Origin of the sequence: Pedobacter sp. UBA4863, from assembly GCF_002399615.1 — a bacterium.
Lineage (GTDB): Bacteria > Bacteroidota > Bacteroidia > Sphingobacteriales > Sphingobacteriaceae > Pedobacter.
The window spans coordinates 23,038-41,826 of record NZ_DHDZ01000026.1 but is presented as its reverse complement, the minus strand read 5'-3'; the positions used below and the strand labels follow the sequence as shown (position 1 = coordinate 41,826).

The window sequence follows — 18,789 nt, the reverse complement described above, 5'->3', positions numbered from 1 at the left end:
AAATTTAAACAGTTTCTAAATTTCCACAGATTTTAATCCCTTTAGCAGCTGTGGCTAAATCTCCCAAACGTACTAGGGGTTATTTAATTTTTGATTTAAAGAGCTTTTCTAACTTTTCCATTTTAGGTAAAATTACGGCTCTGCAATAAGGAGCTTGCCCGTTTTTGATATAATAATCTTGGTGGTAATTTTCGGCCACGTAAAAAGTTTGCGATTTGTCTATAGCGGTAACTACAGGCTTGCCAAAAACATTTTCTTTGTTTAGCAGTGCTTTGTATTTTTCCGCAGTAGCTTTTTGTTGTTCGTTGTGGTAAAATACCACCGAACGATACTGTGTGCCAACATCTGCCCCTTGTTGGTTTAAGGTAGTAGGGTCGTGTAGTTTCCAAAAAACCTCTAACAGCGTCTCGTAAGTAATTTTTGCAGGATCGTATTGCAGCTCAATTACCTCTGCATGATTGGTGGTGCCGGTACAAATATCTTCGTAGGTAGGGTTGGGTAAATTGCCGCCTTCGTAGCCAGAACGTACATTGTAAACACCGTTTAAGCGTTGAAAAACAGCTTCGGTGCACCAAAAACAGCCCATGCCAAAAGTTGCTTTTTCTAATTTAGGTTTTTGTGCATCGGTGCCGAATGTAGAGAGCAGAATTAATGTAGTAGCCATAATTAATCTTTTCATTTTGTGTTTTGTATTTGTTTTGTCCCAGGTGTACAGCTAGTGTTAGTACAAATGCGGCTAATAAAGATACGTAAAAGCTGCTGCAATAGTTTTTACTAGCAATAAAATAACATGCAACTTAATAATTGGTGTGCTGTGCAGGGTTTTTATTTCTTTAGCCCCGATTGGCGGCGGCAGCCCCGAAGACGAGAAACGACTGAGGGCTAAAGCCATAAAGCGGGACTATCAGTACATAGTTGCTACTGAAATTGAGCTGCAAATAAAGTAAATGGGTTTATCCACATTTTTGGCGCCCTGCTTTGTGTTGTTAATAATTTAATGTATTGATTTTTAATTTTTTATATGGTTATTTTTGGGTTGGATGAGATTTATTAACATATCTTTTCTAATTTTAACATGAACATTAAAAACCAACAATATGTCAACACCTTATATTCCGTGTTTAGATTTAAACACCTATGTAAACGGAACTGAAGAGCAACGTAAAAAGTTTTCAGATGAATTGGGTAAAGCCTTTAACGATTCGGGTTTTGTAACCATTACTAACCACGGCGTTAGCCAAGAGCTAATAGACCAACTTTATAAAAATATTAGGGCATTGTTTGCTTTGCCGGTAGAAACAAAGCGTAAGTACGAAAAGGTAGAGTTGGCCGGACAGCGTGGTTATACCAGTGCAGGTAAAGAAACTGCAAAGGGCGCAAAAACTGCCGATTTAAAAGAGTTTTGGCAAATTGGACAGACCGTTACCGATGGCGATCCGATCAAAAATGAATACCCTGAAAATGAGGTGGTAGAGGAAATTCCGGAATTTAATACCGTTACCCGAGAAATTTATAGGAAATTAGAAGAAAACGGTAAGCATTTGTTAAGGGCAATAGCTACTTATTTAGGCTTGCCAATAAATTATTTTGATGAGCATGTACATAATGGCAATTCTATTTTAAGAGGCATACACTATTTTCCTATTGAAAACCCAGATGCTATTGCGCCAGATGCCGTACGTGCCGGAGCGCATGAAGACATTAACTTAATTACGTTATTAATTGGTGCTAGTGCCGATGGTTTAGAGGTATTAACACGCAGTAATGAGTGGTTGCCAATTAAAGCGCACCATACCGATATTGTAGTAAACGTAGGTGATATGTTGCAACGCCTAACAAATAATAAGTTGCGTTCTACAACACATAGAGTGGTAAACCCGCCTCGCGAACTGATGAAGACATCTCGTTTTTCCGTTCCTTTCTTCCTGCATCCGCGTAGCAACATGGATTTAACCAGCTTAACTTCTTGTATTGATGCCGAGCATCCAAAAGCATATAGTGATATGACTGCTGGCGAATATTTAGATGAACGTTTAAGAGAAATTGGTTTGAAGAAGATGTAAGACCTTTAACTTAAAAATATCAAAAGTCGGGATTAACAACTCCCGACTTTTTGTTTTTGTACCTTTCTGCTGAGGATACTTTGGTTTTGACGTAAAAATAGGTTTTGCTTATTCAAAATAAGCTCGGTGTTGCCGCCAGGCTTTAGTTATAAAACTTAGCTAGTTTCTTAATGTTGTTGCTTTAAAGTATCCGTTTTTAACGAATCGTTAACCGATTTAGGCATGCGTACCTGAGCATCGGTAGGCGGAGTAACAGGTTTTGATCCCTCTTTAGCTAAGTTTTTTGCTGGAGATTTAACCGCAGGCTTTGAAGTTTTGTTTTTTGTATTGGTGCTTTTAGCAGGAGCTGGTTTTTTTACGGTTGTTTTAGGTTTGGCCGATATGCCCTTAATAATGTCGGCTTTGCTGGTAGGCCTTAGTTCGGGTTTCCAGATAAAACCTGTTAACAAGGCCTCTTTTGTTAATTTATCCAGTGGGTCAACAGCACCTTCAACTTCACGAACGGTAACAATGTGCGTAAGCTCCTTGTCAATAAATTTAAATCGTAATCTGCTGCTTACCGTTTGGTTTACATTATCGTATTCGCCTTTGTTGTTTTTGCTGTAATAAATACTTTCGGCATTGCCATCTACATACATATTGCGAAGCTCGCCATCTACAAAAAAACCAGTAATAATTTTACCCTTTACCTGGTTAAACTTGGTAGAATCACCTTCAACGTTTACAATAAATCCATTGTGCAATACCTGAAAATTATGGATTTTACTATTTTTAAAGAATACATTAACGGTGTCTCCGGTTTGTTGGGTGCCATCAGACCAAAGGATAGGATTTTTATACCATCTTAAGGTAGAATCTGCCGAGGTATAGAAAAGCGAATCGGCTTTTGCCTGTAAGTTAGACTTGTATAATCGCACATTGTGGTAAGCCTTAATTATTCTGGCCTTAACCGTATCTGCCGGATTGCTTACTGCCGTGTCTGTTGCAAGTTTGTTGGCTTGGTTTAAGGTAGATTTTGACACATTGGCGTTAGTTGCTTTTGCGGCGGTATTGGACTTTGCTTTGCTTGTTTTTACCGTTTTTGGCAAACTTTTTTTCACAGAATCCGCTTTTGCAATTGGCACAATTTCTTTCAGTTTTAGCAGGCTGTCGGCAACAATGCTATCTTGTTTAAGTGCTGGCGGTGTAGTAGCTAAATTAGCTATTGGCGGGGGTGCTTCAACTTTTGGTTCGCTACCTTTCTTTTCTAATTCTCTTCGCTCTTTTCTGCTTAGTTTTTTCGCTGTTTTTGTAACTGGGGTGTTGTTTTTTACCTCTTCTCCTTGCTGTTGCAATAGTTTTCTTGCTTCGGCCTTTTCTTTGTCTTTTTCAGCTTTCTCCTTCTCATCTTCGGCGCCAATTTCGTTGTCTTTTTTTACAGCAGGGCGGCTTAGCAACGATAAATCTTTAACCAAAGAGCGTTGGCTTTCTAAGGTGTCGGCACTTAACCAAAGCGTATCGGGCATTTTTGTGTCTTTTACGGTAACGCTGTCTTTGGTGCCAAGGGCTACGTAAGCTTTTTGGGTTACCACTACACGTTCTACATCTCTATAATATTCTCCCAATTGCCCCCAAAGCGTAGTTTGGTCTGTGGTGTCTTTAAAAGTAATGTTTTTTACAGCTTTGCCATAGCCACGCTTGCCATAATAGTATAAGCTGTCGCCTTTTAACGATCTGCTGCCATTGGTGTAAAGGTTTTTTTTGCCAAACATGGCATTTTCGCTCTTGGTATTGTAAGAGCCATTTTCGGTGTAAAGCTTATCTTCTTTATTTACAATGGTGGTTGGGCCATAAAAATAGGTCCAGTTGGTGCCAGTATTGTACCTTAAATTTTCTGAAGTAATGGTGGTCTTTTCGGAGGTTACCACCAATACATCAACTTTAAAATAAGCATCGCGGGTGTTAGAAAAATAATAACCTTCTTTACTAGTAATGGTAGCATCTTTGTTAACCAATTTGCCACCAGTGGTATAAGTGCCAATTTTGGCTACCATATCGTAATCTAAAATATTGGTGGTAAGTGTATTTTCTCTATCAACCAGTTTTACATTTTTGTCGAGATGGGCTTTTTTGGCATTGCCATCGTAGTTTAAAAAATCGGAGTAGATATTTAAAGTATCGCCTTGGTTAATGTGAACATTGCCAAAAGCTTCGAAATAATTGCGTTCGCCACCGTAAAGTACGGCACTGTCGCACATTAAAATAGCACCGTCGTGGCTAAAAACAGGTTTCCTAAGGTAGCTTACGTTCGCCTTGGTTGTGCCAGTAGCTCTTTCGGCCCTGTCCAAGTTTATTTTTGTACGAGTTTGTGCTAACATTGCCAATGGGCAAATCAATAAAAGAAATATAAGGCGTAACTTTTGCACGGTACAAATTTAGTTTTTTTTTATAAAGTCCGATGTCCAATGATGGATTGATGTCGTAAATGACTACCCTAATATTAATTCCAACAATATTGCAATTTAACATTTATATCTTCGGTCATCTGACTTTTCTGACTTCTGACTAAATTCTTATTTTTGAAACATGTTACCATTACAGCAGTTTACCGATTACATTTTGCAACATCAGCTTTTTGAAAAGACTGAGCATGTATTGCTAGCCGTAAGCGGCGGTAAAGATTCGGTGTTAATGGCACAGCTATTTAAACTTGCTGGGTTTAATTTTAGTATAGCACACTGTAATTTTAATTTAAGGGCCAATGAGGCCCAACGCGATGAAGCCTTTGTAAAACTATTGGCAGATCAACTGGAGGTTCCTTTTCATGTAGTTCATTTTAATACCAATACCTATGCAACGCAGCATCGAATTTCTACGCAAATGGCCGCTAGAGAACTGCGCTACAATTGGTTCGAAGAATTGAGGACACAACAGGGCTATCAATATATTGCAGTGGCCCACCACCAAAATGACGCCATTGAAACAGTTTTGCTTAATTTGGTTAGGGGCACTGGCATTAGTGGCATGCATGGTATTTTGCCTAAACGTGGTAAACTTATTAGGCCCTTGCTGTTTTTATCGCGACATCAAATAGATCAACTCATGGATGATGCCAAGTTTTCGTATGTAGAAGACAGCTCTAACCAAAGCAGTAAATATGCCCGAAATAAGATACGTTTAAAAGTAATTCCGCAGCTGCGGGAAATTAACCCTAACCTAGAAGAAACCTTTGCCCAAAATATTGTCCGGTTTGCAGAAACCGAGGTTTTGCTACAACAAGTGGTAACACAAACAAGGGAAAAGATATTTCTTGAAGAAAATGGAACGTTTTATGTAACTATTGAAGCCATTAGCAATCTAAACCCACAGAAATTATTGTGGTTCGAAATGCTAAAGCCTTTTCATTTTACCAATGCTGTAGTTGACGAAATTTTAGCCTCGTTAGACAAACAGAGCGGAACATCTTTTTACAGCAGTACCCATCGTTTAACTATTGATAGGGAGAGGGTGGTAATTTCTGTGCTTGCAAAGCATGATGATCAAATCTATTACCTGCATCAAGAAGGTTCGCTCGAAATAGGAAATCAGCACAAGTTAACGCTGCATTTTGAAGATTGTCCAGGTTTTACAGCCAATAAAAAAGTTGCTTGCATAGATGCGGCATTGCTCATTTTTCCATTAATCATACGTTACAAACAAGATGGAGATAGGTTTAAGCCTTTAGGGATGAAGTCTTTTAAAAAGCTGAGCCATTTTTTTGTGGATGAAAAAGTGCCTTTGCCGCAAAAAAGCAATGTGCCATTGTTAATTAATGGTAATGGCGAACTAATATGGGTGGTAGGAATGAGGCAAGATGAAAGGTATAAAGTAAGCGCAACAACAAAAAAAGTTGCTATATTCGAAGTATTAAATTTATAATGGACAACGGTAGGTACACTTACATAGAAAAACAATACATCGGTCGCGATTATATACGTATTTGCATACGTTTAATTATGGCTGCCTTTTGTTTTGCCGTGTATGTTTATGAAAGAGATAGAGATAATACCGTAGATTTATTTTTGGTAGTGGGCTTCGGAATAATAGCAGTTTCTATCATCCTTTTGTTTATGGTGCAGTATAAAACGGTGATAGAGGATAAGAAAGTTACACTAAACGGGCTATGGACAACTAAAAAGGTCATCATAGATTTGAACAATATTGCCGATATACGCAAGGAAACTTACAGCAGATATTTTTTCAATAACCCGGTATATAACCTTCATAAAAATGGTACGGTGCGCTTTTTTTCTTCGGGTAAAGATGCGATAGTGCTCACAGATAGAGACGGGCTTAAATACTATATCGGTACCCAAAGACCAAACGAAATGTATTTGGTATTGCAAAATGAAATGAAAGCCTAGCGCTTAAAGTTTTAAAATACTTCTTCAAAATTTTCCTAAAAATCAATAAAAAGCTTAGTATTGCTCTAAACAAACGATCGGTAAGCTTGTTGTCCGATGGTTTAAATGGTCACTAATAAAAAAATAATCATGAAAAAATACATCTATCTATCACTTGGTCTGGCATTGGCGTTAACTGTAGAAACAAAGGCACAAACTTACGAAGCTAAGGTTTCAAAAGATTCTGTGGGCGTTTTAACAGCAAGATTAGAAGCTTTAAAAGCTAGCCAGAAAATACAAGAATTAAAAATTGATGAAGCAAAAGAAGAGGCCGAAGTTGAAAAGCTAAGACTGAAACTTTTGAATGCAAATGATAAAGCCAAGGAGTCGGCAGCAAAAAACAGCAAGCATACCGATAGGCTATCTGGCGGTGCTGTCGTAGATATTAAAGAAACAGCAAAATTAGCGAAGAAAGCAAAAAGCGATATGCAAGAATCGCAAAAGGCACTAGACCGTTTTAACAAACAAATTAAAGCAGTTGAAAAATTAAGGGTAGAAATACAGGCCGAAGAAAGGAAAGCGAGCTACAAAAAGCCAACTATAGTATTTGATTATAAGTAAGCGTAAGGCTTTAGCTTACAAATTTATACGGTGCCCTTAGCAATTATTACCAACAGATAACAATCTTTAAATAAGATATCATTTACATTTGCCAATGCTTTATCTACATAGATTTTGCTAAAAACCAACTTAATGTCTATAGGGCATTGCGCAATATCATTATAAATGAAAATAGGAATAGTTTGTTACCCTACCTTTGGAGGTAGTGGCGTAGTTGCTACAGAGCTGGGCAAGGCCCTAGCCAACGAAGGACATCAGGTGCATTTTATTACTTATAGCCAGCCAGCCAGGTTAGATTTTTTCTCGGCCAATTTGTTTTATCACGAAGTTGCGGTTAGAGATTATCCGCTGTTTGATTATGCCCCTTACGAATCGGCATTGGCAAGTAAGCTGGTAGATGTAGTGCGCTTCGAAAAACTGGACATTCTGCATGTGCATTATGCCATTCCTCATGCTTCTGCCGCTTTTATGGCCAAGCAAATTTTAGCTACTTATGGCATACACATTCCGTTTGTAACTACCTTGCACGGTACAGATATTTCATTGGTAGGTAAAGATCCTACCTATAAACCGGTGGTAACTTTTTCTATTAACCAAAGCGATGGCATTACTACCGTTTCCGAAGATTTAAAAGAAGATACCTATCGTCATTTCGAAATCAGTAAGGACATTAAGGTTATACCTAACTTTATTGATTTTAACCGCTTTAGCTTACAGCCTAAAGATCATTTTAAAAAGGCAATTGCACCTAATAACGAACGCATTTTAATACATACCTCTAACTTTAGGAAAGTAAAGCGTACAGAAGATGTAATTCGCATGTTTCGTAAAGTGTTAGACAAAATTCCGTCTAAACTATTAATGGTTGGCGACGGCCCAGAGCGCTCTGCAAACGAACAGTTATGCCGCGAATTGGATATTTGCGATAACGTAAGGTTTTTAGGAAAGCAAGACGCTGTAGAAGAAATATTATCGGTCTCCGATTTATTTGTTATCCCCTCAGAAAACGAAAGTTTTGGCCTAGCGGCCTTAGAAGCTATGGCTTGTAAGGTGCCGGTAATTTCATCAAATGCTGGTGGTTTGCCAGAACTTAATATAGACGATTTTTGCGGTTACATGTGTAACGTAGGCGATGTTGAAGACATGGCCAATAAAGCCATTACCATATTAAGCGACCAAAAAACACTCGATTACTTTAAAGAAAATGCGCTAACACGTGCAAAAGATTTCGACTTAAAGAAGATACTTCCGCAATATGTAGCTTGTTACGAAGAAGTGGTAAGTAAAAAGAACTAAGTTGGCTTACTTGCTAAAAACCAAGCAAACAGGTGTACCTACATTAATTTGCTTGCCACTATCAGTTAATTTGCCTGTTTGGGTGTTTCTATTAAAAATAACCACATTATTAGTATATTGGTGTGCAACCAATAAATATTTTCCGCTGGGGTCTATGGTAAAGTTACGAGGGCCTTTGCCTAACGAACTTACCGTTTCTACGGCACTTAACTTGCCATTTTTTTGCACAGCAAAAACATTAATAGCAGTGGCATCGCCACGATTGCTCTCATATAAGAACCTGCCATCTGCAGAGAGATGAATATCGGCAGCATCAATTTTACCAGTAAAATCTTTAGCCACGGTTGCTACCTCTTGTAGTAATGATAAATTGCCATCATTGTAGCTAAACACACTAATTTTGCCATTAAATTCATGTGCCAAGTAAGCAAATTTGCCATTTGGACTAAAAGTTAAATGACGAGGGCCCGTGCCTGCATTGGTTTTAATGCTTTGCTTTAAGGTTAAAGGAGCTTGGGCATCTGCCTGATAATGGTAAACATAAACCTTGTCTTCTCCCAAATCTGTTGCTATCACATATTTTTTATCTGGAGAAAATAATACTTGATGTACGTGTGCGCTTGCTTGGCGTTTATCAGGGCCACTGCCTATATGTTGTATGTTTTGCTTGATCGAAGTAAGCGAACCATCGGCTTTAATGCCAAAAACACTAATGCTGCCACCGCTGTAGTTTGCTGTAAGCGCATTTTTGCCATCGGTTAATATAAAACACGGATTGCTTCCTTTGGTAGCCTCCTTGTTCAAGAAATTGGCCTCGCCAGTTGTTGCATTAAACCTGAAGGCACTCGCCGCACTGTTTGTGCCATCTTCATAAACACTATACAAAAAATCGCTGTTTTTACTCAAAGCCAAATAACTTGGATTAAAAACGTTTTTGATAATGCTTACCTGTTTTGCATGTGCGGTTTTACTATCAAAATCGTACACATATATACCTTCGCTATTGCCTTTATTGGTGTAAGTGCCAACAATAAGTTTACCACTTTGAGCGGCGGCATACAAAGCATTAATACTCAATAAAAAGACTAACAAAAGTTTTCTAAGCATGCTATTAGATTTTATGGAAAGATAATCATAAATAAAAAATGCGCAAAAGGTTGTTTTGCGCATGCTGTTTTATTATTTAATCAAATGTTTAATCTGAACTAATTCGTGCTCTTCTAAGAAGCGCCATTTGCCCCTAGGTAAATCTTTTTTGGTCAAGTTGCCATAAACTACACGATCTAGCTTTACCACATCGTAACCTAAATGTTCAAAAATGCGGCGAACAATCCTGTTTTTGCCACTGTGAATTTGTATGCCAATTTCTTTTTTGCTGCCTCCAGTTACATAAGAAATATTATCAGGTTTAATAAAACCATCTTCTAGTTCTAAACCAAATTCAATTTTATTGAAATCGCCTTGTACTAAATTTTTGCTTAGCTCTACCTGATAAATCTTGGTAATGCCATTGCGTGGGTGCGAAAGCCTGTCGGCCAACTCGCCATCGTTGGTCATTAACAAGAGACCGGTGGTATTTCTATCTAAACGGCCAACTGGGTAAATACGCTCGCGACTGGCCTTTTCTACCAAGTGCATTACCGTTTTGCGCTCTTGTGGGTCTTCTGTGGTAGTGATATAATCTTTTGGCTTATTTAAAAGCACATAAACTTTCTTTTCACGTTTAAGCAACTCACCATTGTACCTTACTTCGTCTTTATAAGGGTTTACCTTGTGGCCCAATTCGGTAACAGGCACGCCGTTTACCGAAACTACACCAGCTTCAATTAATTCATCAGCCTTACGACGAGAGCATACGCCAGAATTCGCAATATAACGGTTCAAACGAATTAAGTCGTCATCACCTTTAGGCGTGTTTTTTCTTCCTCTTAAGGTTGGTGCTACTCTTTCGCCCTTATCCTCTTTTTTATATTTAAAGTTGCTGTCTTCTCTTTTTCTAAACGGACGATGGTCGCTATAACGGTTGCCACCCTCTTTCCTGTCCGAAAATTTAGAAGCTGCCCCGTCTTTTGCGTAATTATCTTTTTTTACATAGCTTCTTTTTCCGCTAGCATTTTCATCGCGGCCAGTATTTCCTCTGCCAGAAAAAGAGCTGTCTTGTTTGTTCCAAGGCTTGCTTTCTCTCTGTTCAAAAGATTTTTGGAAGCCAGTCGCTTCGTTAGCATCTTTTCTAGGTCTAGCAGAACGAGATTGGAAATCTCTGCCTTTTGGGCTACCGCCTTTAAAATCTTTTTTATCGAATGATTTTTGGAAACCTGATTTTTCTTCGGAACTATTTTTTGATCTTGTAGAGCGAGGTTTGAAATCATCGCCCTTGGAATACTTAGAATCTCTTCTGTCTTTAGCCTCAAAACTTCTGCTCTTGCTTTCGTCTTTGCCGCTAAATCTTTTTGGCTTGTCGCTATCTACCGAGCTTCTTCTTCCCGTGGTGCTTTTGCCAGGTTTGGACTTGTCATCCCGACTTTTCCCTTTGTTACTGTTTGTCATGATACGCTTTATAACCGCATAAAATAATGCGGCTGCAAAGTTAGCAAATTTGTATGGATAAGCAACCCAGCTTTTGACCGATTTTATGAAAAAACTGTGCTGCCAAAATCTAGCTTTAAGCAGTTTTAAACCCCTGTTTTTACGCTTATTTTTGTAAGTGGTTGATAGTTAAATAAATAAATTGTACCTTTGCCCCCCAAGTATTAAGTGTTAACTAAAAAAGGAGGAAGATGTTAAAGAAACACCTCATTCCGTTAACAGTAATTTTAGGGTTACTGCTAATGGCCAAAGTGTTTGCTTATAAGCTACCAACCAAAGTAGAAAATCTTAAGAAAGATAACTATACCAAGATTAAAAAAGAAGCCGATGAGCCGGTGTTTTCAATAGCTCAATTAGAGTTTGCCGAAGAAACATTGCCAATTGGCGATGACAAGGTAACTCAGAAAATGGAGAAGACTTTGGCTTCATTTTCATACCAGAATTTGCAAACAAACCGTTTGCATAAAAAAGCAGCAGAGTGGTTTCCCGTTGTAGAACCTATTTTGGCTGCCTATGGAATACCTAATGACTTTAAATACCTTCCATTGGTCGAGTCTGGCTTAAGGGGAGGTGTTTCGCCAAAAGGTGCCGCTGGTTTTTGGCAATTTATGCCTGGTACAGCCCGTATGTATGGGTTAAAAGTAAATAAAAAGGTAGATGAGCGTTATAACTTAAAAAAATCTACCATTGCAGCAGCAAAATATATTAGTGAACTTTACGATATATTTGAAAGTTGGACTTTAGTTGCGGCAGCCTACAATGTAGGCGATGGGCACATGAGGAGACAAATTAGTAAGCAAAAGCAAGACAACTATTTTAAGATGAAATTAAATAGAGAAACTGGCGCTTATGTGTACAAATTAATGTCCATGAAAGAGATTTTAGAAAACCCCCTACGCAATGGGTACAAAAATCAAAAAGCATTTCTTGCCTATAAAAAGGTAGAAGATGCAGACGCTACTTCCGTAGCCACAACAATAGAATAAGCATTGGTATAGCTTTTTTATAAGCATTTTAAAGGCTGTTTCTCGCAAAAGAGAAGCAGCCTTTTTGTTTATTATTAGCCATAGCGGTTGTTCCCACTAAGGGAAACAGATTTTAAAGGAGAGATGTTTAAGATCATTAGCATCAAGTGTTTTTAATTAATCATTTATCTGTGCATCCCGTAATTGGGATGAGTGCTGTGGCTGCACTCTTTAAGAGCACTGCTAGGCGTCCTCGCCAAGCATCTCCTGTAACGTAGGTATTGCTTTTTTAACAGTTTCCTGTAAAATGAAAACTAATTATCTGCGCATCTGTGGCTAATTTCATTTTTTACTTTTTACTTTTGACTTGATATGTCTTTACAGCAGTTAAAAGTTACCCGAGTTCAGCAAGAAGTTAATGAAGTAATCACCATTATACTAACGCCGTTAACAGGCCAAAAACCCCATTATAAAGCTGGGCAATTTCTAACACTATCATTTCGTATGGCAGACAAAGAACTGCGGAGGTCTTATTCTGCTTACAGCTCGCCCTTGGTAGATGAACCATTAGCCATTGCCGTAAAACTGGTAGAGAACGGCGAAATTTCCCGGTTTTTGCACCATTCGCTACGAGAAGGAGACACGGTTGAGGTAACAGCACCCGGTGGCATGTTTTTTTACGAGCCAGAGAAAGACATAGACAGAACAGTTTTCTTATTTGCGGCTGGTGTGGGAATTACGCCTTTGTACTCGATTTTAAAAACCGCTTTGGTAGGAGAGCGAAAATCGAAAATAGTACTGATTTATAGCAGTCGCTCTGCGGAAGATACCTTGTTTCTTCCAGAATTGAAACAATGGCAGCAGATCTATCCCGATAGGTTTAAACTCATTAACCTGTTCAGTAACTCCAAAAACTTACTTAGGGCCCGTTTAAATGGTTTTCTAGTGCACGAACTGATTAGAGAACAATTGCCTTTTGTTAAAGAAAATGCGTTGTTCTACACCTGTGGCCCGGTTGACTATATGGATGTTTGTCGTATCTCTATCTTAGGTGCCGGCTATAAGTCAGCGCAAGTAAAGCGAGAAACTTTTGTACTGCCAGAAGACGAAATAGACGAAGACGATACGACCGAAAAAGTGGTGGATAAGAATACCTATTCCATTAATTTAATATTTCAGGGAGAAACCCATCATTTGCAGGTGCCCTGGCCTAAAAGGATTTTAGATGTAGCCTTAGAAAATAAAATCAAGATACCTTATAGCTGTAGTGGCGGCGTGTGTAGCACCTGCGTAGCCACTTGTATATCGGGTGGGGTACGTATGGAATATAACGAAATACTTACCGATGATGAAATTGCCAACGGTAGAATATTGGTTTGTACCGGACATCCTACAGAAAATGATACAACGATAACTTGGGATAGCCTTTAGTACCTCCCTCTTCGTCTCCCTCCAAAGGGAGATAGGCTAGTGCTATTATCATCATGAAACGGGAATAGGTAATTTGCTAAGCGATATGCATGTCCCCCTCTTAGAGAGTTTATCCCGACTATTCGGGAGGGCAGGGGGAGGGAAAAAAGTAAGTGAAAGTTTACATTATATTTTACGCTGTGGTTGCAAGGGTACAAACTCCGTTTCGCCCGGTATTTTAGCAAATTCTTGGTTTAGCCATTTTTGCTTAGCATCTTCAATCAGTTCTCTACTAGTGGCTACAAAGTTCCAATAGATAAAACGTTCTTCGGGGAAAGGTTCTCCACCGAAAATGTAAACGGTACTATTCGGTGCCAGGGTAAATTCGCAAAGCTTACTGTCTTTTGCTACCAAAAAATTTTTAGGCCCAAAAGTATTGCCTTCACTGCTCACGCTACCTTCCAAAATGTACAAGCCGCTTTCGCCAAAAAGGGTATCACCAATTTTAAGCGTTTTTTCATCCTTGTTTTTTATTTCAATAAAGTACAACGGGCTGTAAACCGGTATCGGCGATTTTCTGCCAAATGCTTCTCCGGCAATTAATTTAAAGTCAACTCCGTTTTCTTTCCATGTTGGAATATCGGTGCCGTCAGCATGGAAGAACTCAGGGTTCATTTGCTCCAAATGTTTTGGTAAAGCCACCCAAATTTGTAAGCCGTGAAGAAATTTGTCGCTATGCCTTAAACGTTCGGGTGTGCGTTCAGAGTGGGCAATACCTTTTCCGGCAGTCATCCAGTTTACTTGGCCGGGATTAATTTCAATCTCAGTTCCTAATGCATCGCGGTGCATAATACTACCTTCGAAAAGATAAGTTAATGTAGATAGTCCGATGTGTGGGTGCGCTGCAATATCAAAATTCTCATGGTCGCTAAGGGCAGTTGGCCCCATGTGGTCGATAAAACAAAAAGGCCCTACCAGTCTTTTTTCCCTAAAAGGAAGTAATCGGCCTACCAAAAAATTACCAATATCACTTGGTCTTTCCTCTATAATGAGTTGGATATTTGACATGGATTAAAGATAAGGTTTTTGTTGCTATTCGTTTAGCTACAGATGCACGGATTTTGTTTTATGAACGTTGAAAGCGGTCATCTTAACCGTTTTGTATTTACGTTAGTACTACGTCATCCCTGATTTAGTCTGGGATCTTAATGAGATAGTTAATCCTTATATGAGGCATTACGATTAGCTTCGCTGAGCACTTTGTGGTTCCCGCCTACGCGGGAATGACGATTAGCTTAGAAGGAAAAGATGCAAAACTCATAACTATATACGTCAGAAAACCTATGTGTCTATGTGGGTCAAATATTATCTGTACATCCCGAAAAAGGGACAAGTGCTGTGTCAAGAAATTAATATAACGTACTTTTGTGCCCAACAAAACCAACACACATGCCCCTTTTCGGTTTTAAACAAAAAATCAACTATAAAAACGAAATACTTGCCGGATTAACCGTTGCCATGACGATGATTCCCGAGTCGTTGTCTTTTGCCATCTTGGCGGGATTTCCACCATTAACAGGTTTATATGCGGCATTCATTATGGGCCTGGTCACCGCAGTTTTAGGCGGACGCCCAGGTTTGGTTTCTGGTGGGGCAGGCGCAACGGTAATCACGCTAATTGCTTTAATGAAGCTACACGGTTTGGAATATGTATTTGCGGCTGTAGTGGTAGCTGGTGTAATTCAAATTTTGGTTGGGGCATTTAAGCTTGGTAAATTCATCAGGCTGGTGCCGCAATCAGTAATGTATGGTTTTGTAAATGGATTGGCGATTGTGATTTTCATGTCGCAATTAACTCAGTTTAAAGTACAGGGAACTGAAGAATGGTTAAGCGGAACAGCTTTATATACGATGTTAGGTTTGGTGGCACTCACCATATTTACTGTATGGGTTTGGCCTAAAATTACCAAAGCAGTTCCGGCATCGTTGGTGGCTATTATTGTTGTTTTTGCAGTAGTGCTTATTTTCGGTATTCAAACTAAAACCGTAAGTGATATCGCTTCTGTAGCTGGCGGTTTTCCTCCGTTTCATATTCCAGAAGTGCCTTTTACTTTCGAAACTTTGAAAATTGTCTTCCCCTATGGGTTAATTATGGCGATGGTAGGTTTAACCGAGGGCTTGTTGACTTTAAATTTAGTGGATGAAATTGTGGGCAACAAAGGAGATGGTAATAAAGAAAGTGTGGCTCAAGGAACGGCAAATATTCTCAATGGTTTCTTTTTCGGGATGGGTGGTTGCCCAATGATTGCACAAACTTTAGTTAATCTTTCTGCTGGTGCAAGAGCAAGATTGTCGGCAATTATCGGTTCACTTACTATTTTACTGATTATCCTAGTTGGTGCACCCGTGATTGGAAAACTTCCAATGGCTGCACTTACTGGCGTAATGATGATGGTAGCTGTAGGTACTTTCGAGTGGAGTAGTTTCCGCATCATCAATAAAATGCCAAAGGCTGATATTTTTATAGGAATAGTGGTCGCTGCGGTTACTGTTTTTCTGCATAATTTGGCCTTGGCAGTATTAATTGGCGTTATCCTGTCTGCTTTGGTATTTGCTTGGGAAAGTGCCAGAAGAATTAGAGCGAGAAAGTATATCGATGAAAATGGCGTGAAGCATTATGAAATCTATGGTCCGTTGTTCTTTGGTTCTACTACTGCATTTCTAGATAAATTCGATGTTCAGGAAGATCCAAGCGAAATTATCATCGACTTTAAAGAAAGTCGCATTGCGGATATGAGTGCAATAGATGCGGTGCATAAAATTACGGATCGTTACAAGAAACTCAATAAATCGGTTACTTTAAAACACCTCAGTGCCGATAGCAGAAAACTGTTAAGAAATGCCGCAGGGGCAATTGAAGTAAATATGGATGATCCTGTTTACGCGGTGGCGGATAGGTAATTAGCTAATGTGATGATCTGATAACTAGCTGATGATTAGGTAGTGGCTTAGAAAATACCGTCATTTCGACGACTATAGGAGGAGAAATCTGTTCGTTTTGCTACTATCAAACAGATTTCTCTTCGTCGTACCTCCTCATCGAAATGACGGAAAAATATTAAGCTTCAGGAGCTTTTTGTAAACCAGGTATTGCTACCATTTCGTTTGCATCGGCAGTGTAATCTACACCTGCTACATCAAAGCCAAAAAGGTTTAAGAAATCGTGTTTGTAACCTGCTAAATCGCCTGTTGAAGGCAAAGTGTCTGTGTCTGCAGTTTTCCAAAGATCGGCAACGGCAGCCTGTACATCCTCACGCATTTCCCAATCATCAATTCTAATACGACCTTTTTCATCCACAGGTACATCGCCATTGGTGTATAGTCTTTCAGCAAATAAACGTTGAATTTGCTCAATACAACCTTCGTGTAAACCTTTTTCTTTCATGGTTTTATATAAGAAAGAAATGTATAAAGGAATAACCGGGATAGCCGAACTTGCCTGCGTAACCAATGCTTTATTTACAGAAACATAAGCTTTTCCATTAAGGTCGGCTAATTTATCGGTAATGGCAAAAGCGGTAGCTTCTAAATGGTCTTTAGCTCTACCAATAGTTCCCTTGCGGTAAACCGCCTCAGTAACAGCAGGGCCAATATAAGAATAGGCTACGGTAGTAGCACCCTCGGCTAAAACGCCAGCAGCTTTCATGTCGTCAATCCAAAATTCCCAATCTTCGCCACCCATTACCGCTACGGTGTTGGCAATCTCTTCTTCGTTGGCAGGCTCAATACTTACGGTTGATACAATACCTGTATGGAAATCAACAGTTTTATCGCTAAAAGTGCCGCCAATGGGCTTTAAGGTAGAACGGTGCGTAACACCAGTTTTAGGATTTGTACGCACTGGCGAAGCCAAGCTGTAGATAATCAAATCTACCTGACCTAAATCGGCTTTAATTAAATCGATAGTTTGTTGTTTCACTTCGTTAGAAAAAGCATCGCCGTTAATGCTCTTCGCATATAAACCATCGGCTTGCGCTTGTTGCTCAAAAGCGGCAGTGTTGTACCAGCCCGGCGAAGCTGTTTTACCTTCTTGTGGCGGTTTTTCAAAGTAAACGCCAATGGTTGAGGCGCCATTGCCATAAGCTGCGGTAATACGTGATGCCAAGCCAAAACCGGTGGAAGCACCAATTACCAATACTCTTTTAGGTCCGTTAATAGCACCTTTAGATTTTACATATTCAATTTGGTTTTTCACGTTTTGTGCAGCACCATCTGGGTGAGCTGTTAAACAGATAAAACCACGCATTCTAGGTTCAATAATCATAATGTTGTTTTGTGACCACTGGGGCTAGCCCATAATAAAAGTTCAAAGCTACCTATTTTTTTTTGTGCAGCAAATACTGTAAAGCGGCAAAATCTTGAAGTGCTTATGTTCTTTTTGAAAACAGTGCTAACACCAGGGGCGAAAAGACGGTTTGCTGGTGATTGCTATAACTTTGTCAACTTTCTAGCAAACTGTATAGAAAGTTGACAAAGTTCTAATGGTTAAAAAATATGTACATCCCGCAATCGGGACGAGTGCTGTGCTAATATTAAGTTGTTAACTCAATAAAATGGTAGCGATGATAACACCGACCATAGGTTAAAAGGTTGTTTTGATAATTTTTAACCACTTAAAGTTGTAAAAAAAGCTAAAAAACGGTTTATTTGTAGTATAAACACAAACATTAAATTACGCTCTGCAAATGCGCTACTTTCTTTTTACTCAAACCAATAAATTATGAAACATTTTTACGGGTTACTATTTTGCTTAAGCTTTTTGTATCTATTTGATATAGATGACGTAAAAGCACAAACTACCTTAACTTTTGAGGCCAATACGAGCGGAGCAACAAATTTTACTAGTAATGGAATAACTTTTAATTTAGCATCACCAACTAATTTTTATGTAACGAGTATTGTTGGCTTGGGTTATAACGAATCCAATAAGTTTCTACAAGTTAATGACTCTTATGCGCAATTGGCAAGTATAACGGCTAGTGGTACTTTTAAAATAAAAGATTTTTGGCTATACGTAACGGGTAATGCTACTCAAGATCCTAATGTAACATCAAATGGAGTTGCAGGCTCCGTTACTTTTAGAGGTAAACTTGCTGGGGCTACTGTTTTTACTGTGGTTAAGAGCAATAATAGTGGCAGCATTGGCTTTTCTTTACCAGGTAACGGTTTTACATTTGTAGATTTTTCTACCTTAGGGGGGGCTGACAATTCTAATCAGATTATTGATAAGTTAGAAATTGAGTTAAGTTCAAATTATGATTATTTTGCAATTGATAACTTTAAGTTTGACGTAATAGATACAACAGCGCCTACAGTAACATCCGTTAATTCATCAACATCGAATGGTACCTATAAGGTAGGCGATCCAATCAGCATACAAGTTAACTTTTCAGAGAATGTTACAGTAACAGGTACGCCACAACTTAC

At 38.9% G+C, this 18,789-nt stretch carries 15 protein-coding genes; 9 read left to right on the top strand and 6 right to left on the bottom strand.

What is annotated here, in order from left to right; all coding sequences use genetic code 11:
• Positions 1-79: 79 nt before the first annotated feature.
• Entirely contained in the window at positions 80-679 is a 600-nt protein-coding gene (gene msrA / locus B3I52_RS04405; RefSeq protein ID WP_293299234.1) for a peptide-methionine (S)-S-oxide reductase MsrA, read from the bottom strand.
• Positions 680-1,097: 418 nt separating this feature from the next.
• Between msrA and B3I52_RS04400 the strand changes: the two genes are divergently transcribed.
• Positions 1,098-2,063 (top strand): isopenicillin N synthase family dioxygenase, encoded by a 966-nt coding sequence (locus tag B3I52_RS04400; RefSeq protein ID WP_293299233.1) that lies wholly within the window; start codon positions 1,098-1,100, stop codon positions 2,061-2,063.
• A 167-nt stretch (positions 2,064-2,230) separates the two neighbouring features.
• On the opposite strand, the gene B3I52_RS04395 is transcribed toward B3I52_RS04400, so the two are convergent.
• Positions 2,231-4,420, bottom strand: a complete 2,190-nt coding sequence (locus B3I52_RS04395) for an OstA-like protein (protein ID WP_293299232.1) — start codon at positions 4,418-4,420, stop codon at positions 2,231-2,233.
• A gap of 208 nt (positions 4,421-4,628) precedes the next feature.
• Between B3I52_RS04395 and tilS the strand changes: the two genes are divergently transcribed.
• The 4 genes from tilS (at position 4,629) to bshA (ending at position 8,341) form a co-directional block, all read left to right on the top strand.
• Positions 4,629-5,960, top strand: coding sequence for a tRNA lysidine(34) synthetase TilS (gene tilS, locus B3I52_RS04390; protein ID WP_293299231.1), 1,332 nt, complete (start codon positions 4,629-4,631; stop codon positions 5,958-5,960).
• Positions 5,960-6,445: a hypothetical protein gene (locus tag B3I52_RS04385; RefSeq protein WP_293299230.1), complete on the top strand. Its 486-nt coding sequence runs from the start codon at positions 5,960-5,962 to the stop codon at positions 6,443-6,445. The genes tilS and B3I52_RS04385 overlap by 1 nt, the downstream gene beginning before the upstream one ends.
• A 129-nt stretch (positions 6,446-6,574) precedes the next feature.
• Complete coding sequence (locus B3I52_RS04380; RefSeq protein WP_293299229.1) at positions 6,575-7,045, top strand: hypothetical protein; 471 nt, start codon at positions 6,575-6,577, stop codon at positions 7,043-7,045.
• Positions 7,046-7,210: 165 nt separating this feature from the next.
• Positions 7,211-8,341: an N-acetyl-alpha-D-glucosaminyl L-malate synthase BshA gene (gene bshA / locus B3I52_RS04375; RefSeq protein ID WP_293299228.1), complete on the top strand. Its 1,131-nt coding sequence runs from the start codon at positions 7,211-7,213 to the stop codon at positions 8,339-8,341.
• 6 nt (positions 8,342-8,347) lie between these two features.
• Here the strand turns inward: bshA and B3I52_RS04370 are convergent, their stop codons facing one another.
• Both B3I52_RS04370 and B3I52_RS04365 read right to left on the bottom strand, forming a co-directional pair.
• Positions 8,348-9,448 carry a lactonase family protein gene (locus tag B3I52_RS04370; RefSeq protein ID WP_293299227.1) on the bottom strand — a complete coding sequence of 367 codons (1,101 nt, stop codon included), beginning with the start codon at positions 9,446-9,448 and terminating at the stop codon, positions 8,348-8,350.
• Positions 9,449-9,520: 72 nt separating this feature from the next.
• Positions 9,521-10,888, bottom strand: coding sequence for a pseudouridine synthase (locus B3I52_RS04365; RefSeq protein WP_293299226.1), 1,368 nt, complete (start codon positions 10,886-10,888; stop codon positions 9,521-9,523).
• Between the two features lie 230 nt (positions 10,889-11,118).
• On the opposite strand from B3I52_RS04365, the gene B3I52_RS04360 reads away from it, so the two are divergent.
• A complete protein-coding gene (locus B3I52_RS04360) occupies positions 11,119-11,913 on the top strand; it encodes a lytic transglycosylase domain-containing protein (RefSeq protein ID WP_293299225.1) in 795 nt (264 codons plus the stop codon).
• 351 nt (positions 11,914-12,264) lie between these two features.
• On the top strand, positions 12,265-13,323 hold the full coding sequence (locus B3I52_RS04355) for a ferredoxin--NADP reductase (RefSeq protein ID WP_293299224.1): 1,059 nt from the start codon (positions 12,265-12,267) through the stop codon (positions 13,321-13,323).
• A 165-nt stretch (positions 13,324-13,488) separates the two neighbouring features.
• Here B3I52_RS04355 and B3I52_RS04350 read toward each other — a convergent pair whose 3' ends face one another.
• The gene (locus tag B3I52_RS04350) at positions 13,489-14,370 is read right to left on the bottom strand and encodes a pirin family protein (protein ID WP_293299223.1); all 882 of its coding nucleotides are present in this window, start codon (positions 14,368-14,370) and stop codon (positions 13,489-13,491) included.
• Positions 14,371-14,751: 381 nt separating this feature from the next.
• Between B3I52_RS04350 and B3I52_RS04345 the strand changes: the two genes are divergently transcribed.
• Complete coding sequence (locus B3I52_RS04345) at positions 14,752-16,263, top strand: SulP family inorganic anion transporter (RefSeq protein ID WP_293299222.1); 1,512 nt, start codon at positions 14,752-14,754, stop codon at positions 16,261-16,263.
• A gap of 157 nt (positions 16,264-16,420) precedes the next feature.
• Here B3I52_RS04345 and fabV read toward each other — a convergent pair whose 3' ends face one another.
• A complete protein-coding gene (fabV, locus tag B3I52_RS04340) occupies positions 16,421-17,626 on the bottom strand; it encodes an enoyl-ACP reductase FabV (RefSeq protein ID WP_293299221.1) in 1,206 nt (401 codons plus the stop codon).
• Between the two features lie 456 nt (positions 17,627-18,082).
• Here fabV and B3I52_RS04335 point away from each other — a divergent pair.
• Positions 18,083-18,789 (top strand): hypothetical protein (locus B3I52_RS04335; RefSeq protein WP_293299220.1); only part of this gene is annotated, 707 nt, incomplete at its 3' end.